The organism is Pseudomonas sp. R45(2017) (assembly GCF_002112305.1).
In the GTDB taxonomy this organism is placed as follows: domain Bacteria; phylum Pseudomonadota; class Gammaproteobacteria; order Pseudomonadales; family Pseudomonadaceae; genus Aquipseudomonas; species Aquipseudomonas paraglycinae.
Map to the genome: position 1 here is coordinate 250915 of NZ_NEHH01000003.1, position 25677 is coordinate 276591.

The window sequence follows — 25677 nt, forward strand, 5'->3', positions numbered from 1 at the left end:
TGTCTCAAGGACCGATCAAGGAAGGCTCACCATGACCACCGCATTGCTGATCATCGATGTCCAGCGCGCCCTGTGCACAGGCGAATACGAGTGCCACGACGCAAAACGGGTAATCGACACCATCAACGGCCTCAGCGCCCGCGCTCGCAAGTCGGGCATTCCGGTGGTGCTGATCCAGCACAACGAAAAGGATAGCCCGTTCGCTCACGGTGCCGAAGGCTGGCAGCTGGCTGACGGCCTGGTCACCGCGCCCGGCGATCTGCGCGTCGACAAGACCGCCAACGACTCGTTCTACCAGACCAATCTGCAGAAACTGATCCCCCGGGAAGACTTCGACCGCCTGGTGATCTGTGGCATGCAAACCGATTACTGCGTCAACGCCACCGTGCGCCAGGCCCATCAACTTGGCTACGACGTGGAGCTGGCGGCCGACGCCCATACGACGGTCGACAACGGCAACATGAGCGCCGAAGACATCATCGCCGAACACAACAAGGACTGGGCGCACCTGACCGGTTCCGTGGCGAGGATCGATGTGAAGCCGGCGGCCGGGATCACATTCTGATGCTTGCTTGCACAAGAGCCCGGTTGCCCGCGAGCAACCAGTGAAAAATCCAGAGCATCGATAGCCCGGGCCCGGCATACTGCCGCCGCCTCAGGAATGGAATCTGTCGATGCTCGTTTTCAATCTCCGTCACGCTTTGCTGCTGACGTCTTTCGTATTTGCTACCGCCTCCCACGCTGCCAGTTTTGACTGTGCTGGCGCTTCCAGCCCGGTTGAAAAAGCCGTTTGTGCGGATCCGTATACCTCGAGTCTCGATGAGAAACTCGGGGCGCTCTGGCGGACAACGTTGGCGCAGGTGGCTGACCCGCAAGCGCTCAAGGCCGATCAAAGAGCATGGTTGAAGAACCGCAGCCTTTGTGGCGCTGACCCGGCGTGCTTGGCTCGTGAATATCTGATGCGCCTGACTGAGCTGAAATATGCACCCAGAACGTTCTCATGGGATGCCACCTGGCAGTTGATTCCTCACGGGGTGAACTCGGCATCCGAAGTGATCATCAAGCGTCAGGACGCCACACACGTCCGCTTTGGAATTTCAGCACAGGAGGGCGCCAACTCTGGTGAACTGGAAGGTGTTGCTGTGTTGAACGGTGATGAAGCCCGTTTCGAAGAGGGTAGTTGCACGCTTGTTTTTCGAGCGATCAATGGTGTACTGGACGTCACACAGAATGGCGATGACGTTGATTGCAGTGCCGGTATGGGTGTCTTTTACTCAGGTCGTTATGTGGCGGCTGACAAACCACTTTCGATGAATTACAACCTGTTGAGCCTTGGACTTGCTCGTACGCAGCAAGAGGATCAGGCGATGCATAAACTGCTCAACGGTGATTATCAGACGCTGGTGGACCGTACGAGTACCATGACCGTCGGCGACCCGGCGGTTGACGTGCCTGATGCAGAGGTCATCGAGATGTGGGTGCGCGGACTGGGCAATATGAACGCGGCCATTCTGATGCGTGCGGCCAGTCACCGTTTCTGGGTGCTGATGTTGGTATCTGATAAAGAGGGCCGCACGCGAGCCCGTTACTACGCCAATGTACCGGAATGGAAAAAGCGCCTGCCTGCTCAGTTCCAGGCATGGTACGAGCGGATGGAAGGCGACCGCGCACTGCCGCTGGATTTCATGCCCTGACGCTTCAAGTCGTAAACAGCACGCCGCGGATTTCCTCCGCCCGCGGCGCCGCCACCCCCTCCAATACCAACCGTGTAATCGTCTCCGCCGCCACCGCATAATCCTCATCCTGCGGCACCTCCCGTCCGGTGATACGCCCCATCTGCCAGCCAATGTTGGTGTAGGTGCGCGTCGCCGACCAGATGAACAGCATCAGATGCTCGGGATCCACCGGCGCCAGCAGCCCGCGGTCGATCCAGCTGCGCAGGCACTCGACATTGCGCCGGGCTTCGCCGTGCAGCAGGTCGCGGCATTCGTCGGGCAACTGGCGGCCGCCGAGCAGCAACTCACCACTGAAAACCTTGGCGATTTCCGGATGCTCGCGGGCGATGCGGATGCGGGCGGCAACGTAGGCGCGCAGGCCAATCAGTGGGTCGTCGCTTTCGCGCAGCACCGCCGAGGCTTCCAGCAACGGTTCGACGAAGCCGAGCAGCACTTTGCCGTAGAGGTTTTCCTTGCTCTGGAAGTAGTAATAAAGATTGGCCTTGGGCACACCGGCGCGGGCGGCGATGTCGCGGGTCTGGGTCGCGTCGAAGCCGTTGGCGGCGAATTCTTCACTGGCGGCGGCCAGGATCAGTTGCTGGTTGCGTTCGCGGATGCTGCTCATGGACGGCATGGAGGGTCTGGCCATTTCGGCTTCGCAATATACAAAACTATATAGCGATTAGACCAGCGAACTCGCTCCTCAGCGCTATGCTGGTTTCAATTTCAGTGACATCAGGAAAATCACAATGACCCTTCAGGCATTGCGCGCCACGACGATTCACCTCGAAGCGGTGGCGAAGCTGTTCGACGCCTATCGCGGTTTTTACGGCCAGTCTTCGAATCTCGAGCAATCCCGGGCCTTTATCGCCGAACGCATGGCCGGCAATGAATCGGCGATTTTTCTGGTTGAGGACGAAAGCGGTGAGGCGCTTGGATTCGTCCAGCTATACCCGACGTTTTCTTCGATAGACGCCCATCGCACCTGGCTGCTCAGCGATCTGTTCACTACGCCAGCCGCCCGGGGCCGTGGAGTGGGGCGATTATTGATGAACACCGCCCGCGACTTTTCCATCGAAACCGGCGCCAAGGGCCTGGTGCTGGAAACCGCCACCGACAATTTCACAGCCCAGGGTTTGTACGAATCACTCGGTTGGATACGTGACACTGGCTATTACACCTACCTGCTGGACTTGCGGCAGGGGTGATCCGGTCTCAGCCGACCTGAGCCAGCAACCGCTCGATCTGCGCCAGCTCCCAGGTGCTGAGCAGGCTGACCGGGTCGGTGCCGAAACGCTGAGTCGTGTCGAGTCGCCACACCCGATCTTCCGGGCAGCGGCATTGCAGGCAGTGGTGCAGGCGCTGACCGTCAAAGTCGAGCAACAGCTGCCAGCCGTCGATCTCGACCGAGATCTGGCCGGGCCCGGATTCCTGCGCAATACGCTGTAGCGCGCAAACCTCCAACGCCGCATCGCGCAAGCGCTGGCAGACTTCGCGAGTGGATAGCGGTGACATGTTCAAACCCGTTGATCGATGAAGCGCGCAAGCATAGAGCGCCAACCCGTTCCTGTCAGCGATTGCTAGCCCACGCCGGTGCATTTGCGTAACATCCGCAACCCTCTTTTTCCGCGGCGCTCTTTTGCGCCAATGCATGCGGCCGCGCCTGTCGGCCGCTCTGTCAGGTAAGCCATGAAACCGATTCGTCTGCGCGCCGATGTCCTGGCCGGACTCACCACCTCGTTTGCCCTGTTGCCCGAATGCATTGCGTTTGCGCTGGTGGCCCACCTCAATCCGCTGATGGGCCTGTACGGCGCCTTCATCATTTGCACGCTGACCGCGCTGTTCGGTGGCCGGCCGGGCATGGTGTCCGGAGCGGCCGGTTCGATGGCGGTGGTGATCGTCGCGTTGGTGGTGCAACACGGTGTGCAATATCTGTTAGCGACGGTGTTGCTCGGTGGCTTGATCATGATGGCGTTCGGGCTGCTGCGGCTGGGCAAACTGGTGCGCATGGTGCCGCACCCGGTGATGCTCGGGTTCGTCAACGGTCTGGCGATCATCATCGCGCTGGCGCAACTGGAGCATTTCAAGAGCGGTGAACAGTGGCTCAGCGGCACGCCGTTGTACCTGATGACCGGGCTGGTGCTGCTGACCATGGCCATCGTCTACATCCTGCCGCGCCTGACCCGCGCCGTGCCGCCGGCACTGGTGGCGATCCTCGGCGTCGGTTTGCTGGTTTACCTGCTCGGCCTGCCGACCCGCACCCTCGGCGACATGGCGCACATCGCCGGCGGCTTGCCGACCTTCGCGCTGCCGGACATCCCGTGGACGCTGGACACCCTGCGCATCATCGCGCCCTACGCGATTCTGATGGCGCTGGTCGGCCTGCTGGAAACCCTGCTGACCCTCAACCTCACCGACGAAATCACCGAAACCCGTGGCTATCCGGATCGCGAATGCGTGGCGTTGGGTGCGGCAAACGTAGTCTCCGGTGCCTTCGGCGGCATGGGCGGTTGCGCGATGATCGGTCAGACCGTGATCAACCTCAGTTCCGGCGGGCGCGGGCGTTTGTCCGGGGTGGTGGCCGGGGTTTTGATTCTGCTGTTCATTCTGTTTCTGTCGCCGCTGATCGAGCGGATTCCGCTGGCGGCGCTGGTGGGCGTGATGTTCGTGGTGTCGCAGCAGACGTTTGCCTGGGCCTCGTTGCGGGTGCTGAACAAAGTGCCGCTCAACGATGTGCTGGTGATCATCGCGGTAACCACCATCACGGTGTTCACCGATCTGGCCACGGCAGTGCTGTGCGGGATCATTATCGCGGCGCTGAATTTTGCCTGGCAGCAAGCGCGCGAGCTGTACGCCGATGAACATCTGGAAGCGGACGGCAGCAAACTGTATCGCCTGCACGGTACGCTGTTCTTTGCCTCGACCACGCCGTTCCTCAATCAGTTCGACCCGGCCAGTGACCCGCAACGGGTGACGCTGGATTGCCGGCACCTGAGCTTTGTCGATTACTCGGCCATCGCCGCGCTGAAAACCCTGCGCGAACGCTATGCCAAGGCGGGCAAGCAGTTGCAGGTGTTTCACCTGTCCGAGCGCTGCAAGAAGTTGCTGAAACGCGCCGGGGTCGATCACGACTGAGATCGACCCCGGTCACTGGTCAGGCATCGATGGCGGGGAAGTCGATATCGGTCAGCGCCACGTTGTTCAGGTAGTTGGTGAGGGTTTGCGCGGCGACGACGGCGATCACTTCGATGATCTTCTTGTCGTCGATGCCGGCAGCGCGGGCGGCGGCAATCTGCTCATCGTTCAGATGACCACGGGTTTCGGTCAGTTGATGGGCGAGGGTGGCAAAAGCATTCAACCGACCGTGACGCGCTTCGATGATTTCTTCTGCTGCCAGCCCGGCCTTGCTGGCGAACAGGGTGTGCGCCGCCAGGCAATAGTCGCAACCGTTGACTTGCGAGGTGGCCAGATACACCGCCTCTTTTTCCTTGGCGCTCAGTGAGGTCTTGCCCAGAGTGGCGGAGATTTGCACGTAGGCATCCAGCGCGACAGGTGCGACGGCGAGGGTCTTGAACAGGTTGGGCAGGAAGCCGATTTTTTTCTGCACGCCTTCGAGTGTCGGGCGAGTGGCGTCGGTGGCGGTTTCGAGGCTGAGAGGGGCGATGCGGCTCATGGTGATTCTCCGAAATTCCGGTGCGAAGTGCGCCGGGGATGGAGTGAATGCTACGGAGCGCGGCTGGTACTTTGGGTGCAAATCGTCGAGGATATGCGACAGATCGTCCAAACCTGTCCTTGCGAGAATCAGTCATGGATCGCCTTTCCACGCTGCTCAGCCACTTCGGCGTCAATGCCGGCACCTTTCACAGCGGCACGTTCTGCGGGGTGAGCGCCTACGGCGGCGATCAGGTGTGCGGGCATGTGCACCTGTTGCAGGCGGGGGAGCTGTTGCTCAAACCCGGGAGTGATCCTGAAATTTCGCTCAACGAACCGACCCTGATCTTTTTCCCCCGTCCCATGGCCCATCGCTTGTTCGCCGATGAAGGCATGGGCACGCAACTGGTGTGCGCTTCGCTGACCTTCGACGGCGGTGCGGGCAATGCTTTGGCGGAAGCGCTGCCGGATTATCTGGTGCTGAAACTCGCCGACCTCCCGGAAATGGCCAACACCCTGGAGTGGCTGTTCAAAGAAGCTTTCGACGGACACTGCGGGCGCGAAGCGGTGATGGACCGATTGTTCGAATTGCTGGTGATTCTGTTGTTGCGCCATTTAATCAGCAGTCGCAACCAGCAGCCGGGCATGATGGCCGGGCTGGCCGATCCGAAGATTTCCCGAGCCTTGAACCTGATGCACGACCAGCCGGCCAAGGCCTGGAGCGTCGCCGAGCTGGCGAGTGCCGCCAATCTGTCCCGCGCCGGTTTCGCCGAACACTTCCGGCGGGTGGTGGGGCAGACGCCGGTGGATTATCTGGTGAGCTGGCGGATCAGCCTCGCGCAGAAACGCCTGCGTGAGGGACGGCCGATTGCGTTGATCGCCGAAGAGGTCGGTTATGAAAGTCCGTCGGCGCTGGCCCGGGCGTTTCGGCGCAAGACCGGACTCAGCCCGCGAGAATGGAAATCCGGCGCGAGCTGAAAACTATTTGGCGAATTTCTTCGCCCCGGCCACGCACAGGATCACCCCCAGCGTCACCACCAGCATGCTCACGCTGACATGTTCATGCAGCAAGGTCGCGGCCAGTGCCAGGCCGAAAAACGGCTGCAGCAATTGCAGCTGCCCGACCGCCGCAATCCCGCCCTGAGCCAGCCCGCGATACCAGAACACAAAACCGATCAGCATGCTGAACAGCGAAACGTACGCGAGGCAAACCCACGCCGACACGCTGATACCGCTGAACGAGGCGGGCGCCAGCCATACGCTCAGCACGGCCATCACCGGCAACGACAGTACCAGCGCCCAACAGATCACCTGCCAGCCGCCGAGGGTGCGCGACAGTTTTGCGCCTTCGGCGTAACCGAGGCCGCAGGCGAGGATCGCTGCCAGCATCAGCAGATCACCGGTGGGCGAGGCGGTCAGGCCTTGTGAGATAGCAAAACCGACCACCAGCGAACTGCCCAGCACCGAAAAAATCCAGAACACCGGACGCGGCCGCTCACCGCCGCGCAGCACGCCGAAAATCGCCGTCGCCAGCGGCAGCAGTCCTACAAACACAATGGAATGCGCCGACGTCACGTATTGCAGCGCCAGGGCCGTTAACAACGGGAAACCCACAACCACGCCCAGCGCGACGATCAGCAACGACAACCACTGATCCCGCGCCGGACGCCGTTCGCGAAACAGCCACAACAGGCACAACGCCAGGGCGCCGGCGATGGTCGCGCGGATGACGGTGAGAAACACCGGGTCGAATTCCAGCACCGCCAGCCGCGTGGCAGGCAGCGAGCCGCTGAAGATCACGACGCCGATAAAGCCATTGATCCAGCCGCTGGTTTTTTCCAGGGCCGGGGTGCCGAGTTGGGTGGTTCGTTCCATACGCATTGCGCTCAGTGGTGGGTTGCGTTGAAACAATCCTAGGGACGAGAATCAGCACAATCAAAGAATTGTCATGGATACAGCCCGACATGCCGCGCTCCCGTTACAAGACCCTCGTCGACACCTATGCCGCCGACATTCGCTCCGGTCGCCTTTTGCCCGGCACTCGCTTACCGACTCACCGGCAACTGGCAGCGAACGAAGGGCTGGCGCTGGTCACCGCCTCGCGCGTATACGCCGAGCTTGAGGCCATGGGCCTGGTCAGCGGCGAAGCCGGGCGCGGCACGTTTGTGCGGGAAACGTCGTTGTTGCCGGGGCAGGGCATCGACCAGAAAGACGTCGCGGTCGGCATGATCGATCTGAACTTCAACTACCCGTCATTGCCGGGGCAGGCCGAGCTGCTGCGCACCGCGTTGCGGCAACTGGCGCTGTCCGGCGACCTCGAAGCGCTGCTGCGCTATCAGCCCCACGCCGGTCGCCAGCATGAACGGGCCTCGGTGGCGCGGCACCTGCAAACACGGGGTTTGAGTGTCGACGCCGAGCAGGTGTTGATCGTCAACGGCGCCCAGCAAGGGTTGGCGGTAACGCTGATGGCGCTGCTCAAACCCGGTGATGTGATCGCCGCCGACGCCTTGACCTACTCCGGATTCAAAGTACTGGCCGAAGCGCTGCACCTGGAAGTGGTGGCGATTCCCGTCAATGAGCAGGGCCCCGATCTGGCGGCCCTCGACAAACTCTGCCGCCAACGACCGGTGCGTGCCGTGTACAGCATGCCGACCCTGCACAATCCATTGGGCTGGGTAATGCCTCTGGCACAGCGCGAGGATTTGATCGCGATTGCCCGCCGGCATGATCTGACGATCATCGAAGACGCGGCCTACGCCTTTCTGGTCGATAACCCGCCGCCCCCGTTGGCCGATCTCGCGCCGGAACGCACGGTCTACGTGTCGGGCCTGTCGAAAAACATCGCCACCGGCCTGCGTGTCGGCTTCATTGCCGCGCCGGTCGAGCAGGTGGCGGCGCTGGAGCGGATCATCCGCGCCACCACCTGGAACACCCCCGGCGTGATGACCGCCATCGCCTGCGGCTGGCTCGACGACGGCACCGTCACCTTCCTCGAAGCACAAAAGCGCAGCGACGCCCAAGCCCGGCAAGCACTGGCTGCTCAGATCCTCGAAGGTCTCCCGACCGTCAGCCATCCCTCTTCGTATTTCCTTTGGTTGCCGCTGCCGGAAGATGTGCGGGCCGACCACATCGTGGTCGAGTTGATGCACGAGCAGGTTTCCGTCACCACCGCAGAACCCTTCACCGTGTCCACCCATGTGCCGCACGCGATTCGCCTGGCGCTGGGATCGGTGGACATGCTTGTCCTGCGTCAAGCCTTGCTCAAAGTTCGTCAGGTCGTGGGCGCCTACCTGTAGCGCAACTTGCCGCGCACGATTACCCTTGGCGCCGCCGAAGATCTGGAATTCCCCGATGAAAAACGCTGCATTAACGCTCGCCCTGATCCTCAACGCAGGCCTGCTCAGCACGCCAGCACTGGCTGCCGGTGACGCCGAGGCCGGCGCCAAAATCTTCCCGCGCCTGTGCGGCGGCTGCCACCAGGTCGGCGAATCCGCCCGCCCGGGTTTCGGCCCGGAACTCAACGGCATCATCGGCCGCCCGGCGGGGACGTCGGCGAATTACGTGTATTCCGACGCGATGAAAAACTCCGGCCTGGCCTGGGATCGGGAAACGCTGACGAAGTATCTGAAGGATCCGAAGGGCGTGGTGCCGGGGACGCGGATGATCTTTTGGGGGCTGAGTGATGAAGAGAAGATCGATAATTTGTTGGCGTATCTTCAGACCTTTTCTCAGCAATGAAGCGTCTGTGCGGGAGCTGCGCAATGCAGTTCCCGTTCACTGTGAAGAACTGCCAGCAGCGATTGCCCGGTTGATGACACGGTTCTGGACCCGGTTGAAGACCAACACCTGATTCAATCGCGGGTCAGCCGAGTCCGTTAACTTCGGTGAGTGACGTCTGGCAGGCTACGCGATTACGACCCTCGGCTTTCGCCTGATACAACTGTTGATCAGCACGTTTGAGCAGTGCTGTCGGAGCGTTGTCGGCCGGGTCGGCCAGGCCGACACCGATGCTGACCGTCACCGCGCCGACCGCTGGAAAGGTCGCTGCGGCAATCGCTGATCGAATCTTTTCGGCGACGATATCGGGCGTATCGGGCTTGGCGATTTCCGGCAGCAGCACCGCAAATTCTTCGCCTCCGTAACGGGCGACAAAATCCGTGCTCCGGATGCTGATCTGGATCAGCTGCGCCAGTTGCTGCAGTACGTCGTCGCCGGCCGCATGGCCGTGAGTGTCGTTGATGTGCTTGAAGTGATCGGCATCAATCAGAAGCAAAGCAAACGGCCGCCCGGTACGACGAAACAACAGGCTGTATTCTGTGAGTTTTTCGTCGAAGCGGCGGCGGTTGTAGACACCGGTCAAGCCATCGTGAGTAGCGAGGTTCAGCAGCTCGGCGTTGGCCAGGGTCAGGGCCGCCGTGCGTTGGGCGACGGTGGCTTCGAGCGATGCGTTGGTCTCCTGCAGCTCACGTTCCTTGGCGAGCAGCGACTGAGTCATGGCATCGATCGACTGGCCGAGCTGGGCAATTTCCCGCACGGGATGCTGGAGAGGGAAGTGGGCTCCCGGTTGGTTGTTCTGCACTTTTTGGGCAGAACGCGCGAGTTGCTCAATGGGACGACTCAGGTACAGCGCCAGGTAATACGCCACGAGTCCGAATGCCACGGCGGCGAAAACCCCCAGCAACAGCAATTTATAAAACAGCAGTCGCGCCGGTTGCAGCGCAGTGTCCAGTGGTTGACGCACGGCAATCGACCACGACAGCGCAGTGCCTGTAGGCGTCGGCACAGTCACCTCGCTGGTCAGGTAGCCGTTGCCGACGACCCAGCCTGGTGACTTCGGATCCTTGGCCAGCATTTGTTGGCCAACCAGCGCTTCCGGGTACAGCACCTTGCCGTCGTGATCGATGATCAGCGCTTCTATATCCGGCTCCGCGCCCTTGTGCGACATCGCTGCCGATTCGACGATGTGCGTGACCCAGCTCCAGTGCGCATGGGCGCCGAGCACACCGATCACCTGGCCATCGGCGTTGCGGATGGGCGCGGCGAAGTCGATGAAGCGCAGTGGCTCGCCGTTGGGCAGACCCGGCAACAGTTTCGCCAACAAAACGGCTTCGTGCGGATCGCCGGTGTATTCCCCGCGCAGACCGGCCTGAAACCATGGGCGCTGTAGCACGACCTGACCTACCAGCAAACCGTTGACTGCCTGATGCACACGCCCCTGAGCATCGGTCACCCCCATCCACGCATATTCGGAGCGGGCTTCGGTGCGCAGCTGCATCGATTTGAGAATTGCCGGATTGTCCAGATCGCCGCGTTCCAGATGCGGCGCCCGGCTGAGCAGATAGACCTCCAGTTGCCGCTCGCGCAACTGCTCGCCCAGCAGTGTCGCCGCCGACCGCGCGGTACTCAGCAGCGCATTGCCGCTGGCGCGTTTCATTTGCTCAGTGGCGATATCACCGACGTAAAAGCCCACGCTCAATAGCGTCAGCAGAGACAAACCGGCAAACCAAAGGGTCAGGTGGCTGCGCAGACTGGCTTTGAGCATGGAGAAATGTCTGTTTTTATTGAAGTGGCGCCATGGTATGCGACATCGCGGACGGGCTGCCAGCAAGGCGTTTAATGAAAATCTGCCGAGGCTGATGTCAATGAGCTACTGCGTTCGGTAAAGTGTGCCCCGCCCGAGAGACGGATCCCGGGCGTTTTCCCATGGAGTCTTGAAGTGAAATACCTCAGCAAAGTCGTCGCCGCCGCCCTGATCGGTGCGGTTCTGGCAGGTTGCACCGGCACCCCGATGAACACCAGACAATACGACAGCAGCCAATACACCGTGATTGGCCACAGCGAAGCCACTGCCACCGGCCTGATGCTGTTCGGCGTGATCCCGATCCGGCAGAACAGCCGTTTCGTCCGTGCGCAAGAGGCCGCCATCCAGGCCAAGGGCGGCGATGCCATGATCAACACTCAGATTCAGGAAAACTGGTTCTGGGCATGGGTCCTGAGCGGCTACACCACCAAGGTCTCCGGTGACGTGGTCAAACTGAAAACCGTGCAATAAGCACCGGTTGGACGTGAAAAAGCCCGGCTGATCAGGCCGGGCTTTTTGTGAGCGTTACGATGTGAACACGCTCTTGTCATGAGAAAAAAGGGAATAGGGCAGGTATGGAAGCGCAAGAGTTATATTCTTTTTTACGTGATCCTCGGTTGCTCAAGTTAATTGAGTTGAACAAGATTACCGACGATATGTTTGAAGTTTTGAAGCTGTATGAAAATCAGAACTCCCGAATGTTGGAGTGGTGCATGACTCCGAATGAGGGGCATTCGCAGGGTGATGCGGTGATTAAAGATTTTCTTGAAGCTGCTCATGCCGCCAGTGATGATTGCATTCGGGATAATAAGAAGTTCTTTGCAAAGTGGACGCCCGGAAAGATACGCACAACCAGTTTTGGTGCTGCTTTTTTAACTCGTGAACTTCATATAAAGACGAACGGTGGGGCCGATAGTGGCAGGCTTGACCTGTTTCTTTTGGATCCGCTAAATAAGATATTGATAACCATTGAAAATAAAGTTAAATCTTCTTTGACCTCGGTACAGCTTGATAAATACGTGCAGGCTGTGAAGGGGGAGTTAGGAAAAAATAAAACATTTGCTGGCTATGATTTTGCTTTCGTCGTGTTGGATAAAGATCTGGATGCATATTCTGAAGCACACTTGGCTAGTCTAGGCAATCGGTGGGCACTCTTAGATTATCAATGGCTGGAAGCTTCTGCCAATAGGGCTAGGTTTCAGGTGGATCGGGGAAATGCATCGGCGCAGTTGTTGGCATCTTATTGTCAAAGTGTAACGAAGTGGGAAAGCCCGGTAAATACGGAGATTTCGGAACTGTCTTCAGATATTGTATTGGCTCATCCTAGTGTTATCGGTGCATTAAGGGAGTTGAAAGGACATTCCATTACACGTTGGGTAGCAAATTCCTTAGATGGAGTGCTTGGTGAACTAATCTTGTTTCGTGCGCAAAATAGAACGGTTTGTGAACGATTACTCAATATTCGTGGCGTAGCCAGTATGCTGCCAAGCATCATCAAAGCTATCCCTTCGCTGACGCCGGATTGTATCGAAGAGGGTAGTTACTGGATTTGTCTTATGCCGCCAAAATTTCAGTCGGTAATGAGCGGTGGAAGCTGGGCGGTTTTTCTTGAACTCTACCGCGTGACAAAAGCTTCTACAAAGTCTGCGCCGGTATTTAATGTGCGTTTGGTCTGGCGTCGGAGCGAGTTTGATAGTTCAAAATGTAGTGAGTTGGAACTGCGAACAATCTTTGATAAGGATTTTCCTGGTTTGAAGAAGTTTGCTTCTTCAGACACACGGAGAGTTTTGATTGCTAAGCATGTATCCTCTGTTGAGTCGATAAAGCACCTCGTGAGGTCGATAGAGATTTTAGAGAAGGGTATTGATCAATATCGTATGTGAGTCATAGGCACAGCCGTTGTAGCGAAACATAAAGCCCGGCTGATCAGGCCGGGCTTTATGTTTGTACAGCGGTGGAACACTTGACTCATGCGACGCGGCGTTCGATCAGACGATCAGCGCCACCTTCAGCCACGCGACGTTCGATCAAACGATCAGCGCCACCTTCAGCCACGCGACGTTCGATCAAACGATCAGCACCACCTTCAGCCACACGACGTTCGATTAAACGATCCGAACCGCCTTCGGCGATCATGGTGTGGGCGGGTTTGGCTGCAAAAGCGTTGACTGCAAGAACCGAGAAAGCGATGCCGAGAAGGATTTGGCGTTTCATGATCGTGTGCTCCAGGGGTGTTGTTTGTTTGGTATGGAGCCGATGTTACGCCGCGGATTTTTTATGAGAACTTCATTGAACTGATGGTGACTATCGACGCCAGCAATGAATGCCGTTATCGCGGCATGTGTCTGATTTCATTGGCCAGCTCGTAGGCTTGCTCACGGAGTTCGGCAAATTTTACATTCAGTTCGCCATAGCCGCGCTTCCAGGCAAATGCACCGTTGATGCTGGTTTGTCCGAGCACGACATCATTGAAGGACCCCATCCCGCCATAGGCCGAGAGCAGCCACGTGATTCCGGAATAATCGGAGTCCAGCAATCGTGCGCGAGCTTTTCGCATCCACGCGCTCCAGTGCGCTTCTCCGTCGCTTTCCAAAACACTGATTAGCTCATTCAGTACCTTGATCAGCGTTTCGGTTTTCGGGCCCATGTTCAATGAGTGCTCCTTTTGATGAGGCGTAGATACTCAACCAGTGACGGCTTCAAGACGCCGAAGAGTGAGCGTTGCGCAAAGAGCGATCAAACAAGCTGACGCTTCACGTCCAGCGCGATCGAGGCAAAGCCTTTACCTTTGCCCGGATTAGATGTCGAAGTATTTTGCATCGATGAGACGTCCTCCCAGCGATCCACGGACTCAATGTGTTCATGGGAGGCGTCCGTATCGATTTCAAATGCGATGAAACATTCGTTTTGATCCAGCAAAAGTCCGAACAGGCGAGGCATGCCGGGAAAGTCGATTTCCAGTTCCAGCACGATGGACGAAGACCAATCGATGCCTTGGGATTCTCCGTACCGAGTCAGGGCGACAGGCACACCCCGTTTGCGCCATTCACTGACGCAAAGCATCAAACGATGCGCAACGACTGCGTTTTGCTCCTGCACGTTGAGCTGTTTTTTCTTCAGTAGTCGTTCAATGTCCATGGGAAACCTGAAATTCGCAGCGTCGGACTGGGAGCTTACCCAGCAAACGCAAAAAACGCGCGCAAAGAAAAGCCCGGCTGATCAGGCCGGGCTTTTCTATATGCGCAGCTTACTTATGCAACACGACGTTCGATCAAACGATCAGCGCCACCTTCAGCCACACGGCGTTCGATCAAACGATCAGCGCCACCTTCAGCCACACGGCGTTCGATCAAACGATCAGCGCCACCTTCAGCCACACGGCGTTCGATCAAACGATCAGCGCCACCTTCAGCCACACGGCGTTCGATCAAACGATCAGCGCCACCTTCAGCCACACGGCGTTCGATCAAACGATCAGCGCCACCTTCAGCCACACGGCGTTCGATCAGACGATCCGAACCACCTTCAGCCACGCGACGTTCGATCAGACGATCAGCGCCACCTTCAGCAACACGGCGTTCGATCAAACGATCCGAACCACCCTCGGCCAAGCGACTTTCAATCAACCGATCCGAACCGCCTTCGGCGATCATGGTGTGGGCGGGTTTGGCTGCAAAAGCGTTGACTGCAAGAACCGAGAAAGCGATGCCGAGAAGGATTTGGCGTTTCATGATCGTGTGCTCCGGGGTGTTGTTTGTTTGGTATGGAGCCGATGTTACGCCGCGGATTTTTTTAGAGAACTTCATTGAGTCGATGGTGACTATCGACGCCAGCAATGAATGCCAGGACCCTTGTTCTAGGGCACCAGCGGCCGAATGCACAGCTCTCCGGTGGCGCGGGTCAGGGCCAGATCATGCAGCGCATCACGGGTCAGGCCGGTACGCGCCTTGGCCAGCCACGCCGGGCAGTTCGGATCGTGACGGTAGGGTGTGAAGTCGGCGTATTGCTGCAGCAGACGGGTTTGCAACTCGTCCAGACGCGGGCGAATCTGCTTGCCCAGATCCGGTCGCGGCGTGTCCGGCGCGGCACCGGCCGCTTGCCATTGTGCGAGCAAACCGTACTGCACCAGTTTGTTGGCCTCCATCTGCGCGGCAATCAATTGCGCGACGTCTTCCGGATCGAGCTTGCGTTCGGCAGCCAGCTTGCGGGCGTTGTCGATCACCTGCGCCTCACGGGGACTGTCCTGGATCGGCTTGCCGCTGTCCCATTTGGTCAGGGCGACGAGGTCGCCGATGTTCAGGCGTTCGTTCAGGGTGTTCACCAATCCTTGCACCACTTCGGGCGAGCGCGCGGGGCCGGCGTGGACGCTCGTCGCCAGAGCGGTCAATAAGGTGCAACTCAGCAGAAACGGGGAACGGCGCATGGGAGGGATTCACTTCCTGTCGTGATGGAGAGGCTTTGCAGATTGGTCGGGGTGCAGATTACGAAGTTTTAATGCAAACGGGTACGACCTGAACCGCATTGCATACCTTAGACTCTGTCATCAGCTCCCACCCGAGACGGACCCTCAATGCAAACCCCCGCTCAATCCCCCCTCTGGAAAACCTACCTGCTGTTCCTGGCCCCGATGGTGCTGTCGAACTTCCTGCAATCGATGTCGGGCACGGTCAACAGCATCTACATCGGCCAGATGCTCGGCACGCAGGCGCTGGCGGCGGTGTCCGGGATGTTTCCGATCATCTTTTTCTTCATTGCGCTGGTCATCGGTCTGGGCGCCGGGGCAGGGGTGCTGATCGGTCAGGCGTGGGGGGCGCGTGAGTCGCATATGGTCAAGGCGATTGCCGGTGCGACGTTGTTGCTGGGGGTGTTGATCGGGCTGGTGGCGGCGGTGCTGGGCAGTGTGTTTGCGCGTGAGGCATTGCAGGGTTTGGGCACGCCGGCGGATGTGCTGGATGATGCGGTGGCCTATGCCCGGGTGATGATGTGGACCTTGCCGGTTGTGCTGGTGTACGTGTTGTTCACCCAGTTGTTGCGCGGGGTGAGTGACACGCTGTCGCCGATGCTGGCGCTGTTGCTGTCGACCGTGGTCGGGCTCGCGCTGACCCCGGCGTTCATTCGCGGCTGGTTCGGCTTGCCGCAACTGGGGATTCAAAGCGCGGCGTTCGCCGGTCTGGCCGGTACGCTGGCGGCGATGGCGTGGCTGTCATGGAGCCTGATCCGCAAGGGCCATCCGCTGGCGCCGGATCGCGAGTTCTTCGCGGCGCTGCGACTGGACGGCGCGATTCTCGGCAAGGTGTTGCGCATCGGTCTGCCGACCGGGGTGCAGATGATCGTGCTGTCGCTGTCGGAGCTGGTGATTCTGGCGCTGGTCAACCAGCACGGCTCGCAGGCGACGGCGGCCTATGGCGCGGTGACGCAGATCGTCAACTACGTGCAGTTTCCGGCGCTGTCGATTGCGATCACCGCGTCGATCCTCGGCGCTCAGGCGATCGGTGCCGGACGGCTGGAGCGGATGGGGCCGATCCTGCGCACCGGGTTGTGGATCAATGTGTGCCTGACGGGTGGTTTGATCCTGGCGGGTTACCTGTTGTCGCACTGGTTGCTCGGGCTGTTCCTGACCGAAGACTCGACCCGGGAGATGGCCGAGCATCTGTTGCACATCATGTTGTGGAGCCTGTTGATCTTCGGTTTCCAGGCGATCATCGGCGGCATCATGCGCGCCAGCGGTACGGTGCTGGTGCCGGTGGGCGTGGCGATCATCTGTGTGCTCGGCGTGCAGTTGCCGGCGGCCTACTGGCTGGACGGGCAGTTCGGTTTGCAGGGCGTGTGGATGGCGTTCCCGATCGCGTATCTGGGGATGCTGGTGTTGCAGACGCTGTATTACACACGGGTCTGGAAGCATCAGAAGATCGAGCGGCTGGTGTGACGAAGCGTTTAGTGTCGACATTGGCGGGGCTGGCGCAAGTGACGGATGTTTGCTTAAGTCATTCGAGCCCCATCGGGCACCGGAGCATTGCATGTCGATTCGATTGTTGTTGGCGGCCGCGTCTTGCCTGACCTTCATCCCTGCTGCGAATGCGGTGGAGTACACCCGGGTCAACACCACCGCCAGCCAGATCAGTTTCACTTACAGCCAGATGGGCTCGCAGATGTACGGCACCTTCGGCAAGTTCGACGCGATGCTGGATTTCGACAGCGACAACCTGGCCAGCGCCCGCACCACGCTGCACATCGACCTCACCAGCATCGACGCCGGCAGTGAAGATGCCAACACCGAGTTAGTGAAACCGGCGTGGTTCGACACCAATAAATTCCCGGTGGCGGTGTTCGAATCGACCCGCTTCAGCCCGGCCGGCGACAACCGTTATCTGGTCGACGGCCACCTCACCCTCAAAGGCATCACCCGTGAGGTGCAGGTGCCGGTGCAACTCAAACCCGACAGCAGCATCGGCATTTTCGACGGCGAACTGGTACTCAAGCGCGACGAGTTCGGCCTTGGCGCGGGGGAGTGGGCGGACACCGTGGTGTCGAAGGACATCGACATCAAGTTCAAGGTCGTTGCCCCCGCGCAGTGAAGGGCCTCAATACGCCCGCCAATGTCCCGGCATCCAGCGCCATTGGTTGCCGGCCCAGCGGTAATGCCCGGCGACCCAGTGATAACCCGGCGCAGGCATGACCGGAACCACTTCGACGATCGGTGGTGGCCGATGCGGGCGAACCGGTTCGACGACACAGCCCGACAGGGTAATCGCCACCAGCGCGGCAGCGAGCAAGCATTTCATTGTTTTCGCGCAACGCAGAACGTTCATGGCAGCTCCTCAAGGCGTGCGTCGGAAAATGAACGCAGCTGAAAAATTGGACGCCAAATCGGCGAAAGATCCGTTCTCGGGCAGATGAAATTTTTGTCAGGCTTGCACAGGGTATTATGTCGCGGTTCGCCGGTCGCTCAACCTACCCGGCAACTTGTGTTTTACCGCCGGAGTTCCCCCGCCATGCCCCGCATCACCCACTACAAATCCCCATGCCCCGAAGGCGTCAACAGTCAGATCCTGCAGATGGTGGTCGACAACCTGACCGACATCAGTGCCATCGGTCTCGGCCCGAGCAACCTGCTGTACAACGTCTATCAGTACGCGGTCGGCTACGAGGTGCATCTGTATCTGGAGGCGTTGAACGGCGAGAAGGGCACCGAGGTGGAACTGCTGGTGGCCACCGATGACGATGACCCCGAGCAGGTGATCGGCTTCCTGTTGTACCTGCCGGTGCAGGGTGATTGGGAGGCGTGCAACGTGGCCTATCTGGCAGTGCGCGAGGGGCATCGACGTCAGGGCGTAGCCCGTTCGCTGATCGCGGACATGGTGGCGCGTTACCCCCATGCCGAGCTGACCTGCAGCGTCGGCAAGGTGCCGTATTTCGAGGCGCTGGGCTTTGAAGTACTGGGCCAACTGGAGACGCAGGTGCTGATGAGCACCCGGCACTACCGCAGCAACGGGCTGCGCGGTTTTATCGACACGACGCCGATCTACCGTTCGCTGGAAGTGCAGCAGATCCACACCTACTTGCTGCAAAAGCACGGCAAGCGCGCAATGCTCGATGCCGAGAAACAGCGCGACCGGCATCTGGATCAGGTCACCCGCCGCACCGAAGAATTTGTTCGTCAGCGCCTGACCGTTCACTGATCCCTTCTCTTTGAAACGACGAAAGCCCTTGTTGCGATCAGCGCAGCAAGGGCTTTTTTTTGTGCCGGTGATTTCAGGACAGTTTCACGTTCATGGTGATGCGCGCCGTGAACACTTTCCTGCCTTCGGCGTCGTGGACATCCACCGGTACGATCTTGTCGCCTTCGGTCTGCCAGTCCAGTCCTTCGCCGTTGGCCACGGCGGTCACGTCGGTCTTGGCCTTGGCCAGGTATTCGACGGTCATGCCTTTTGGAATCCAGCGCGCGCCGGCGGGAATCGACACGTCGGTCATCATCCCGGCCGCCAATTCGGCAGCGTTGCACAGGGCGATGGCGTGCACGGTACCGAGGTGGTTGGTGATCTCGCGGCGAAACGGCACTTGCACCTGCGCCGAACCTGCCCGCAACTCGGTCACCAGCGGATTGATGGTGCTGAAGTACGGCGCGACCTGGCAGGCCATCTGGCTGAACGCCTGGGAGCCGACGCTGTTGAACATGCTGAGAAACTGACTCATGGATGAAGCCTCGCAGTAAATGGATTTACAGAATCATGTTCCGTTACAGAATATTGTTCTGTAACGGAACGGTATTCTGTCCGCGGGAAATCTGTCAACCTGTGCGTGTTTCGATCATCGGCACGGATGTGCCCTTTACCCGGATTTTCAAGGCTCATGGACACCGCAGATCTACTCGAACGCAGCTACCCCGGCCGCCGCGCCGAACTCAAGCGCGACATCTTTCGCAAGGCCCTGCGCCTCTTCAACGAGCAGGGCATCGAGGCCACTACCATCGAAATGATCCGTGCCGAGTGCGACACCAGTGTCGGGGCGATCTACCACCATTTCGGCAACAAGGAAGGGCTGGTGGCCGCGCTGTTCTTCACCGCGCTGGAGGATCAGGCGCGCCTGCGCGACGCCTATCTGGCTGACGCGACGACCACCGAAGAGGGCGTGCAGGCGTTGGTCTACAGCTATGTGGATTGGGTCGAGAACCAACCGGAATGGGCGCGGTTCCAGTATCACGCGCGTTATGCCGTGACCCGGGGGCCGCACAAGGATGAACTGGCCGAGCGCAACAAGACCCGCAATCTGGGCCTGCGTACCTGGCTGGCCGAGTCCGGGCGCGTGGCTGAGCTCAATGAATGCCCGGCGGAACTGCTGCCATCGCTGATCGTCGGTCAGGCCGACAGCTATTGCCGCGCGTGGTTGTCCGGGCGAGTGCAGGGCAGTCCGAAGGCTTATCGCGAATTGCTGGCCCAGGCCACGTGGCGTTCGATCCGCCGCGAACCCGAACGCTGATTTTCAGAGACAAAAAAAGAGCCTCAAGACTCTTTGATGGGGAGGAAGTAGAGCCCGCGAGGCTCAAGATGCGCATGAAGCCAGGTGCGGGCTTGATTGGGGTTCAGAGCACCCGCACCTACGCAACGGCTTGGCGGACCAAGCGACTGCGTAGTTCCATCGTAGGAAGGTGGGCTGATGCGCTCAAGTACCGTCAGTCACCTGCCTGGGTAGCGCGTGCGGCGGCTCTTTCGACCATCGCAATGATGGTTGCCAACAGCTCGTCACGGGCCTGTTCGGCGCTGATTTCGCTGGTGGCCGCCGCTTGTGACAAGGCTTCGGCGGCGCCGAGCATGGCACGTAATCCTGCCTGACCGATCTCTGCGCCGTCAGCGAAAGGCGAGAGCACGCTGCGGCACTTCTCCAGAAAGATCGCCTCGTATTCGCGCTTGATCCTCTCCAAATCCGGCGTGCTCGCCAAGGCGGCAATCACTCCCGGAATCTCGTTGCCCTGGGTCAGCACGCAATCGACATACGCCGTGGCAATCACCGTCGCAGTGCCGCTCAAGGTCGCTTCGGCATTGGCCAGTGCTGCGTCCATCACCGCCGTCTGGCGTCGGTCGAAATCCTGATACAGCGCTGCGAGCAGACCGGCGCGGGTGGTGAAATGGTCGTAGACCACCGGTTTGGTCACGCCGGCCTTTTCCGCCAGATAGCCGAGGGTCAGGGCATCGGTGCCTTCTTCGCGAATCAGTTGCCAGGCCATGTCGAGCAACTGGCGCTGGCGGTCTTCCCGTGACAGGCGTCGACGGGGTTGTGCGGGTTCTGGGATTTCAGTGGTTGACATCGCTTATATACCAAACGTAACTTACTGAAGGTAACTTACTAGTAGTAGCTTACCAATCGTAGCTTTTCGCAAGGGTAAGCCCTTGGTCAGCAATCACCAACTGGAGATTTCCCCCATGCACGCATTGATTGTTGTAGATCACGATGATCCACGTTCGCTGACCCACGCGTTGGCGCAGCAGATTGCCAAAGGCCTTTCGGAAAGCGATCCATCCAACACCTTCGAAATCGCCGACCTGCACGCCGAAGAATTTGATCCGCGCTTTGGCGTGGCCGACTGGGCGGTGCATCACCGCGAATCCGCGCCACCGCAAGACGTACTGGCCGAGCAGGCACGCATCGACCGCGCCGATGCACTGGTGCTGGTCTATCCGGTGTTCTGGTGGTCGATGCCGGCGCTGCTCAAGGGCTGGATCGACCGGGTGTTCAGCAATGGCTGGGCGTACGATTTCGACGGCGACAAGACGCTGAAAAAACTCGGACGATTGCGCGTACACCTGCTCGGACTCGGCGGAGCGGATGTGCGCACTTACGAGCGCCACGGCTACGGCGCGGCGATGAAGACGCAGATCGATCACGGCATTTTCGACTACTGCGGGGCGACAGTGGCGGGCTCGGCGTTGTTGCTGGAGTCCGAGTCGAGCGATCCGGCGATGCAGTTGCAGGCAGCGCGCGAACTCGGACTTGGGTTGTTCCGCTGAGTGTCAGCGAGCACCCGGCCAGCCGGCTTTTTCCAGGGCGGCCAGCAGGGTGGCGGCATCCAGCCCCGGCACCGAATGCCCGTTGCCTTCGGTGCTCTCGCTGGCCAACAAGGCGTTGATGATCGCTTCTTCCACCGCCTCGGTTGCCGCCAGAAACAGCTCGCTGATGTGGTCGTTGTTGACCATCCGCAAGCCGTTGCAGGTCGACGCACCTTTGCCTTCGTAAGCGGCGGGCGGGATATGACCGTTGCCGGTGGCGAAGGCAATGAAGATGTCGCCGCTGTGATCCTCATTGCCGCCACCGGTGCGCGCCAGACCGAGGCTCGCCCGTTGCGCCAGTCGCGTGCATTGATGCGGCAACAGCGGTGCATCGGTGGCGAGGGCCACTACGATCGAGCCCATGCCCGGATGCGGCAACGAAGCGCGCAGGAACGGCGAATCCACCTGTTCCATATATCGCCCGACCGGGTAGCCGTCGACTCGCAACTCGCTGCGAATCCCGTGGTTGGCCTGGACGATGGCACCCACTGTCCAGCCACCCTGAGCCTTGCTCAAGCGGCGTGATGCGGTGCCGATCCCGCCCTTGAATTCATGACAGATCATGCCGCTGCCACCGCCCACCGCGCCTTCCTGCACCGGGCCGTCAACGGCATTGCTCATCGCTTCGGCCACATGCTTGGGCTTCACATGAAAGCCGTTGATGTCGTTGAGCAAGCCATCGAAGGTTTCCAGCACCACCGGCATGTTCCAGTAGAGACGACCGTCATCCGGTTGCTGCGCGCGATCCAGTTCGATCAAGGCATCGCGCACCACGCCGAGGCTGTGAGTGTTGGTGAAGGCGATCGGACTGGTCAGCAGGCCGGCTTCGCGAATCCACTCCAGTCCTGTGGCGTCACCGTTGCCGTTGAGTACGTGGACGCCGGCGAAACACGGTTGTGCGTTGGTCGAACCGGCGCGTGGTTCGATCAGGGTAACGCCACTGCAAATGTCACGACCGCTGGCGCTGCGGCCGCGCACGTTGCTGTGGCCGACCCGTACGCCGGGTACGTCGGTGATGGCGTTGAGCGGGCCGGGTTGCATTTGACCGATGCGGATATGGAGATCGCGGGCACGTGGTTTCATTGATGTTCTCTCTGTTGAAGGCAGTGATTCGAAGGGCTGTTACTGCCCGTTTTTGACCTTGCTCCACACCCGCGTACGCACCCGTTCGGTGGCTTTGGGCAAGGGTTCGAGGGTGTACAACGTGGCCATCGCCGTGGCTGACGGGTACACCGCAGGGTTGTCGCGGGTGGTCTGGGCAACCAGCGCCGTGGCGGCGCGATTGCCGTTGGGGTAGGACAGGTGATCGCTGACCGGCGCAATCACATCGGGCCGCAGCAGGTAGTCGATGAACGCGAGACCCTGAGCCGGATGCGGTGCGTCCTTGAGCAAGACCAGTGTGTCGAACCACACCGGCGCACCTTCCTTCGGCAGGCTGTACTGAATCTTCACGCCGTTGCCGGCCTGCTCGGCGGTGGTCCTGGCTTCGAGCATCGCGCCGGACCAGCCGACCGCCACGCAGATGTTGCCGTTGGACAGATCACTGATGAATTTCGAGGAGTTGAAGTAGGCAATGTGCGGGCGCAGTTTCAGCAGCAGCGCTTCGGCTTTCTGATAGTCCTCGGCGTTGGTGCTGTTCGGCGGCAGGCCGAGATAATGCAGCGCGACCGGGAGCATTTCCGACGGCGAATCGAGCATCGCCACACCGCATTCGCCGAGCTTGGCCAGGTTCTCTTCCTTGAACACCAGGTCCCACGAATCCACCGGGGCCTTGTCGCCCAGCACGGCGCGCACCTTGTCGACGTTGTAGCCGATGCCGTTGGTGCCCCACAGATAAGGTACGGCGTACTGGTTGCCGGGGTCGTTATTGGCCAGTTTGTTCAGCAGGTCGTTGTCGAGGTTCTTCCAGCCGGGCAGTTGGTCGCGGGGCAGCGGGGCGAGGGCGCCGGCCTTGATCAGGGTCGGCAGGCTGAAATTGCTCGCCACCACCACGTCGTAGCCGCTGCGGCTGGTCATCAGTTTGCCTTCCAGGACTTCGGCGCTGTCGAAGGTGTCGTAGACCGGTTCGATACCGCTGTCACGCTTGAAATCATGCAGGGTGTTCGGGCCGATGTAGTCGTACCAGTTATAGACATGCACGCTCGGCGCATCGGCTGCCTGCGCACTCAGCGCCGCGGACAAACTGCCCATCAGACCCAGGTTGATATACCCACGATGACCACGCATGATGCGGCACTCCTGGCCTGTTGGCAGGCCGGTGATGAACAGGAGTGGTCAGCCTATCGGGCGGGCCGCGCCGCACCCATTCCCATCATGGGTTACTCAAAAGGGGTAGAGCGTGGACGCGTTGCTGCAGGAATTGCCGGTGCATCAGAGCCTGTCGCGGGTGTTCGCCACGGTCGGTCAGGACGGTTTCTGGCGCGCGCTGGTCGATACGCTGCGGTCGCTGGTGCCGCTGGACAATGCGCTGGTGGCGGTGATGCAGACGGGGCGCCCGCCGCAATTGCTGATCGACTTCGACAGTCAGGGCCGCGCCGACGAGCAGGAAGAACTGGCCGGTTACTGTGCCGGCATGTACCTGCTCGATCCGTTCTATCAGGCCGCCTGCGCCGGGATCGCCGATGGTTTGCACAGCCTCGCGTCGGTTGCGCCGGACCAGTTTCTGCACAGCGAGTACTACCAGAGTTACTTCCGCTCGGTGGTCGGCGCAGATGAGCTGCAATTTCTGGTCAACCTCGACGACGGCGTGCTCGGATTGTCGATGGGCCGTTCGACGGCGTTCAGTTTGCAGGAGCAGGGGCGCCTGCTCTGCGTGCGGGATTGGGTGCTGTCAGCGATGCGTCGGCAGGTGCAGTTGATGCCGCCGCAAGGTGCGGCGGTCGAGGCGCCGGTCGGCGATATTGCGGCGCTGCTCGACCGCTTCGACGCCCGTCTGACCGCGCGCGAGATCGATACGGCGCGTCTGATTCTCCAGGGCTTTTCCAGCAAGGCCATCGCCCAGCACATGAACATTTCGCCGGAGACCGTGAAGGTGCACCGGCGCAATCTCTATCACAAGCTCAACGTCACCGGGCATGGCGAGTTGTTTGCGCTGGTGTTGCGGCCGCGCTGAGCGGGTCAGCCGATCTGCTTGAACAGCAGCGCCTTCAGACCGCTTTCAGGGTCGATATCCGGAAACTCCGGCGGGTTTTCCAGCCGTTGTTCGAAGCGCAGGCTCGGCGCTTCCTGGGTCACGCCATCGATCAGGAAGTCCGAACCGAACGAAGGGTCGTTCATGCAGGCCAGCACCGTGCCCTGCGCCGTCAGCAATTCCGGCAGACGACGCAGCACGCGCTGGTAATCCTTGGTCAGCAGAAAACTGCCTTTCTGGAACGACGGCGGGTCGATGATCACCAGATCATAAGGGCCGCTGTTGATTACCTTGCCCCAGGATTTGAACAGGTCGTGGCCGAGGAAACTCACCTTGCTCAGGTCATGCCCGTTCAGCCGGTGATTGTCGCGGCCCCGGCTCAACGCGGCGCGGGACATGTCGAGGTTGACCACATGGCTGGCGCCGCCCTCGATGGCCGCCACCGAAAAGCCGCAGGTGTAGGCGAACAGGTTCAGTACCCGTTTGCCCGCCGCCTGTTCGCGCACCCAGTTGCGGCCGTAGCGCATGTCGAGGAACAGCCCGGTGTTTTGTTTGCGTCCCAGATCCACCCGATATTTGAGTTCGCCCTCGACGATGGTCATTTCGTCGATTTCTTCACCGAGCAGCCATTCGGCGGTGCTTTGCGGCAGGTAACGGTGCTGGATCAGCAAAGTGTGGGCGCCGGACTGCTGCCATGGCGCCGAACCGGTGATTTCAAGCAACAGACGCTTGAGGTCTTCCAGCTGCGAAGCCTCGGGCTCCTTGAACAGCGACACCAGCACCACGCCTTGCAGCCAGTCCACGGTGACTTGCTCCAGCCCCGGCCAGCAACGCCCGCGCCCATGGAACAGGCGCCGGGTTTCGGCCGGGGCCGACGTCAGCGCGTTGAGCAAGTGGGTATGGAGAACGGCGAGGGCTTGAGGGTTCATCAATCAGGATCGGCCAGCAAAAGGGCGCGCATTTTAACCGCAATTACGCGGCGGCGACTGCCCTTTGACCCAGTGTTATCGAAAAGACCTGTATCAAAAATGAATTTCTGTAGAAGGTGCTGCTCATACC

The 25677-nt window shown here is 60.1% G+C and carries 30 protein-coding genes and 1 pseudogene; 15 read left to right on the forward strand and 16 right to left on the reverse strand.

The window, feature by feature from the left end; translation table 11 throughout:
* Positions 1 to 31 precede the first annotated feature (31 nt).
* Both CAF74_RS08290 and CAF74_RS08295 read left to right on the forward strand, forming a co-directional pair.
* On the forward strand, positions 32 to 565 hold the full coding sequence (locus CAF74_RS08290) for a cysteine hydrolase family protein (RefSeq protein WP_085746001.1): 534 nt from the start codon (positions 32 to 34) through the stop codon (positions 563 to 565).
* Between the two features lie 109 nt (positions 566 to 674).
* Positions 675 to 1694: a lysozyme inhibitor LprI family protein gene (locus tag CAF74_RS08295; protein ID WP_085746002.1), complete on the forward strand. Its 1020-nt coding sequence runs from the start codon at positions 675 to 677 to the stop codon at positions 1692 to 1694.
* 4 nt (positions 1695 to 1698) lie between these two features.
* Here CAF74_RS08295 and CAF74_RS08300 read toward each other — a convergent pair whose 3' ends face one another.
* Positions 1699 to 2340, reverse strand: a complete 642-nt coding sequence (locus CAF74_RS08300) for a TetR/AcrR family transcriptional regulator (protein WP_085746266.1) — start codon at positions 2338 to 2340, stop codon at positions 1699 to 1701.
* A gap of 124 nt (positions 2341 to 2464) precedes the next feature.
* On the opposite strand from CAF74_RS08300, the gene CAF74_RS08305 reads away from it, so the two are divergent.
* Positions 2465 to 2923 carry a GNAT family N-acetyltransferase gene (locus CAF74_RS08305; RefSeq protein WP_085746003.1) on the forward strand — a complete coding sequence of 153 codons (459 nt, stop codon included), beginning with the start codon at positions 2465 to 2467 and terminating at the stop codon, positions 2921 to 2923.
* A 7-nt stretch (positions 2924 to 2930) separates the two neighbouring features.
* On the opposite strand, the gene CAF74_RS08310 is transcribed toward CAF74_RS08305, so the two are convergent.
* Entirely contained in the window at positions 2931 to 3230 is a 300-nt protein-coding gene (locus tag CAF74_RS08310) for a hypothetical protein (protein ID WP_085746267.1), read from the reverse strand.
* 174 nt (positions 3231 to 3404) lie between these two features.
* On the opposite strand from CAF74_RS08310, the gene CAF74_RS08315 reads away from it, so the two are divergent.
* Entirely contained in the window at positions 3405 to 4850 is a 1446-nt protein-coding gene (locus CAF74_RS08315; RefSeq protein WP_085613247.1) for a SulP family inorganic anion transporter, read from the forward strand.
* 19 nt (positions 4851 to 4869) lie between these two features.
* Here the strand turns inward: CAF74_RS08315 and CAF74_RS08320 are convergent, their stop codons facing one another.
* Positions 4870 to 5388, reverse strand: coding sequence for a carboxymuconolactone decarboxylase family protein (locus CAF74_RS08320; protein WP_085746004.1), 519 nt, complete (start codon positions 5386 to 5388; stop codon positions 4870 to 4872).
* Positions 5389 to 5522: 134 nt separating this feature from the next.
* On the opposite strand from CAF74_RS08320, the gene CAF74_RS08325 reads away from it, so the two are divergent.
* Entirely contained in the window at positions 5523 to 6344 is an 822-nt protein-coding gene (locus CAF74_RS08325; protein WP_085746005.1) for an AraC family transcriptional regulator, read from the forward strand.
* 3 nt (positions 6345 to 6347) lie between these two features.
* Here the strand turns inward: CAF74_RS08325 and CAF74_RS08330 are convergent, their stop codons facing one another.
* Positions 6348 to 7241, reverse strand: coding sequence for a DMT family transporter (locus CAF74_RS08330; protein WP_085746006.1), 894 nt, complete (start codon positions 7239 to 7241; stop codon positions 6348 to 6350).
* A gap of 89 nt (positions 7242 to 7330) precedes the next feature.
* On the opposite strand from CAF74_RS08330, the gene CAF74_RS08335 reads away from it, so the two are divergent.
* Both CAF74_RS08335 and CAF74_RS08340 read left to right on the forward strand, forming a co-directional pair.
* Positions 7331 to 8662: a PLP-dependent aminotransferase family protein gene (locus CAF74_RS08335; RefSeq protein ID WP_085746007.1), complete on the forward strand. Its 1332-nt coding sequence runs from the start codon at positions 7331 to 7333 to the stop codon at positions 8660 to 8662.
* 55 nt (positions 8663 to 8717) lie between these two features.
* On the forward strand, positions 8718 to 9104 hold the full coding sequence (locus CAF74_RS08340; protein ID WP_085746008.1) for a c-type cytochrome: 387 nt from the start codon (positions 8718 to 8720) through the stop codon (positions 9102 to 9104).
* A gap of 124 nt (positions 9105 to 9228) precedes the next feature.
* Here CAF74_RS08340 and CAF74_RS08345 read toward each other — a convergent pair whose 3' ends face one another.
* Entirely contained in the window at positions 9229 to 10908 is a 1680-nt protein-coding gene (locus CAF74_RS08345; protein ID WP_085746009.1) for a diguanylate cyclase, read from the reverse strand.
* Between the two features lie 174 nt (positions 10909 to 11082).
* Here CAF74_RS08345 and CAF74_RS08350 point away from each other — a divergent pair, with 174 nt between their 5' ends.
* Entirely contained in the window at positions 11083 to 11418 is a 336-nt protein-coding gene (locus CAF74_RS08350; RefSeq protein ID WP_085746010.1) for a hypothetical protein, read from the forward strand.
* 104 nt (positions 11419 to 11522) lie between these two features.
* Positions 11523 to 12830: a PD-(D/E)XK nuclease family protein gene (locus CAF74_RS08355; protein WP_085746011.1), complete on the forward strand. Its 1308-nt coding sequence runs from the start codon at positions 11523 to 11525 to the stop codon at positions 12828 to 12830.
* A gap of 88 nt (positions 12831 to 12918) precedes the next feature.
* On the opposite strand, the pseudogene CAF74_RS08360 reads toward CAF74_RS08355, so the two are convergent.
* The 5 genes and pseudogenes from CAF74_RS08360 to CAF74_RS08380 all read right to left on the reverse strand — a co-directional run.
* Positions 12919 to 13161: pseudogene (locus tag CAF74_RS08360) on the reverse strand (hypothetical protein); the annotation flags it as partial.
* A 115-nt stretch (positions 13162 to 13276) separates the two neighbouring features.
* Positions 13277 to 13594, reverse strand: coding sequence for a hypothetical protein (locus CAF74_RS08365; protein WP_085746013.1), 318 nt, complete (start codon positions 13592 to 13594; stop codon positions 13277 to 13279).
* A gap of 89 nt (positions 13595 to 13683) precedes the next feature.
* A complete protein-coding gene (locus CAF74_RS08370; RefSeq protein WP_085746014.1) occupies positions 13684 to 14085 on the reverse strand; it encodes a hypothetical protein in 402 nt (133 codons plus the stop codon).
* A gap of 113 nt (positions 14086 to 14198) precedes the next feature.
* Positions 14199 to 14678: a phage infection protein gene (locus CAF74_RS08375; protein ID WP_085746015.1), complete on the reverse strand. Its 480-nt coding sequence runs from the start codon at positions 14676 to 14678 to the stop codon at positions 14199 to 14201.
* A 125-nt stretch (positions 14679 to 14803) separates the two neighbouring features.
* Positions 14804 to 15370 carry a chorismate mutase gene (locus CAF74_RS08380; RefSeq protein ID WP_085746016.1) on the reverse strand — a complete coding sequence of 189 codons (567 nt, stop codon included), beginning with the start codon at positions 15368 to 15370 and terminating at the stop codon, positions 14804 to 14806.
* 147 nt (positions 15371 to 15517) lie between these two features.
* Between CAF74_RS08380 and CAF74_RS08385 the strand changes: the two genes are divergently transcribed.
* A complete protein-coding gene (locus CAF74_RS08385; protein ID WP_085746017.1) occupies positions 15518 to 16873 on the forward strand; it encodes an MATE family efflux transporter in 1356 nt (451 codons plus the stop codon).
* Positions 16874 to 16964: 91 nt separating this feature from the next.
* Positions 16965 to 17522 (forward strand): YceI family protein, encoded by a 558-nt coding sequence (locus CAF74_RS08390; RefSeq protein WP_085746018.1) that lies wholly within the window; start codon positions 16965 to 16967, stop codon positions 17520 to 17522.
* A 6-nt stretch (positions 17523 to 17528) separates the two neighbouring features.
* Here the strand turns inward: CAF74_RS08390 and CAF74_RS08395 are convergent, their stop codons facing one another.
* Entirely contained in the window at positions 17529 to 17756 is a 228-nt protein-coding gene (locus CAF74_RS08395) for a YXWGXW repeat-containing protein (RefSeq protein ID WP_085746019.1), read from the reverse strand.
* A gap of 183 nt (positions 17757 to 17939) precedes the next feature.
* On the opposite strand from CAF74_RS08395, the gene CAF74_RS08400 reads away from it, so the two are divergent.
* Positions 17940 to 18626: a GNAT family N-acetyltransferase gene (locus CAF74_RS08400; protein ID WP_085746020.1), complete on the forward strand. Its 687-nt coding sequence runs from the start codon at positions 17940 to 17942 to the stop codon at positions 18624 to 18626.
* A gap of 73 nt (positions 18627 to 18699) precedes the next feature.
* Here the strand turns inward: CAF74_RS08400 and CAF74_RS08405 are convergent, their stop codons facing one another.
* Positions 18700 to 19140 (reverse strand): hotdog fold domain-containing protein, encoded by a 441-nt coding sequence (locus tag CAF74_RS08405; protein WP_085746021.1) that lies wholly within the window; start codon positions 19138 to 19140, stop codon positions 18700 to 18702.
* Between the two features lie 156 nt (positions 19141 to 19296).
* On the opposite strand from CAF74_RS08405, the gene CAF74_RS08410 reads away from it, so the two are divergent.
* Positions 19297 to 19923 (forward strand): TetR/AcrR family transcriptional regulator, encoded by a 627-nt coding sequence (locus CAF74_RS08410; protein ID WP_085746022.1) that lies wholly within the window; start codon positions 19297 to 19299, stop codon positions 19921 to 19923.
* Between the two features lie 193 nt (positions 19924 to 20116).
* On the opposite strand, the gene CAF74_RS08415 is transcribed toward CAF74_RS08410, so the two are convergent.
* The gene (locus tag CAF74_RS08415; protein ID WP_085746023.1) at positions 20117 to 20749 is read right to left on the reverse strand and encodes a TetR/AcrR family transcriptional regulator; all 633 of its coding nucleotides are present in this window, start codon (positions 20747 to 20749) and stop codon (positions 20117 to 20119) included.
* A 115-nt stretch (positions 20750 to 20864) separates the two neighbouring features.
* On the opposite strand from CAF74_RS08415, the gene CAF74_RS08420 reads away from it, so the two are divergent.
* Entirely contained in the window at positions 20865 to 21449 is a 585-nt protein-coding gene (locus CAF74_RS08420; protein WP_085746024.1) for an NAD(P)H-dependent oxidoreductase, read from the forward strand.
* Between the two features lie 3 nt (positions 21450 to 21452).
* Here the strand turns inward: CAF74_RS08420 and CAF74_RS08425 are convergent, their stop codons facing one another.
* On the reverse strand, positions 21453 to 22571 hold the full coding sequence (locus tag CAF74_RS08425) for a P1 family peptidase (RefSeq protein WP_085746025.1): 1119 nt from the start codon (positions 22569 to 22571) through the stop codon (positions 21453 to 21455).
* Between the two features lie 39 nt (positions 22572 to 22610).
* On the reverse strand, positions 22611 to 23714 hold the full coding sequence (locus CAF74_RS08430; protein ID WP_085746026.1) for a polyamine ABC transporter substrate-binding protein: 1104 nt from the start codon (positions 23712 to 23714) through the stop codon (positions 22611 to 22613).
* A 112-nt stretch (positions 23715 to 23826) separates the two neighbouring features.
* Here CAF74_RS08430 and CAF74_RS08435 point away from each other — a divergent pair, with 112 nt between their 5' ends.
* Entirely contained in the window at positions 23827 to 24600 is a 774-nt protein-coding gene (locus CAF74_RS08435) for a helix-turn-helix transcriptional regulator (RefSeq protein WP_085746027.1), read from the forward strand.
* 5 nt (positions 24601 to 24605) lie between these two features.
* Here CAF74_RS08435 and CAF74_RS08440 read toward each other — a convergent pair whose 3' ends face one another.
* Positions 24606 to 25547 carry a class I SAM-dependent methyltransferase gene (locus tag CAF74_RS08440; protein ID WP_085746028.1) on the reverse strand — a complete coding sequence of 314 codons (942 nt, stop codon included), beginning with the start codon at positions 25545 to 25547 and terminating at the stop codon, positions 24606 to 24608.
* Between the last annotated feature and the right edge of the window lie 130 nt (positions 25548 to 25677).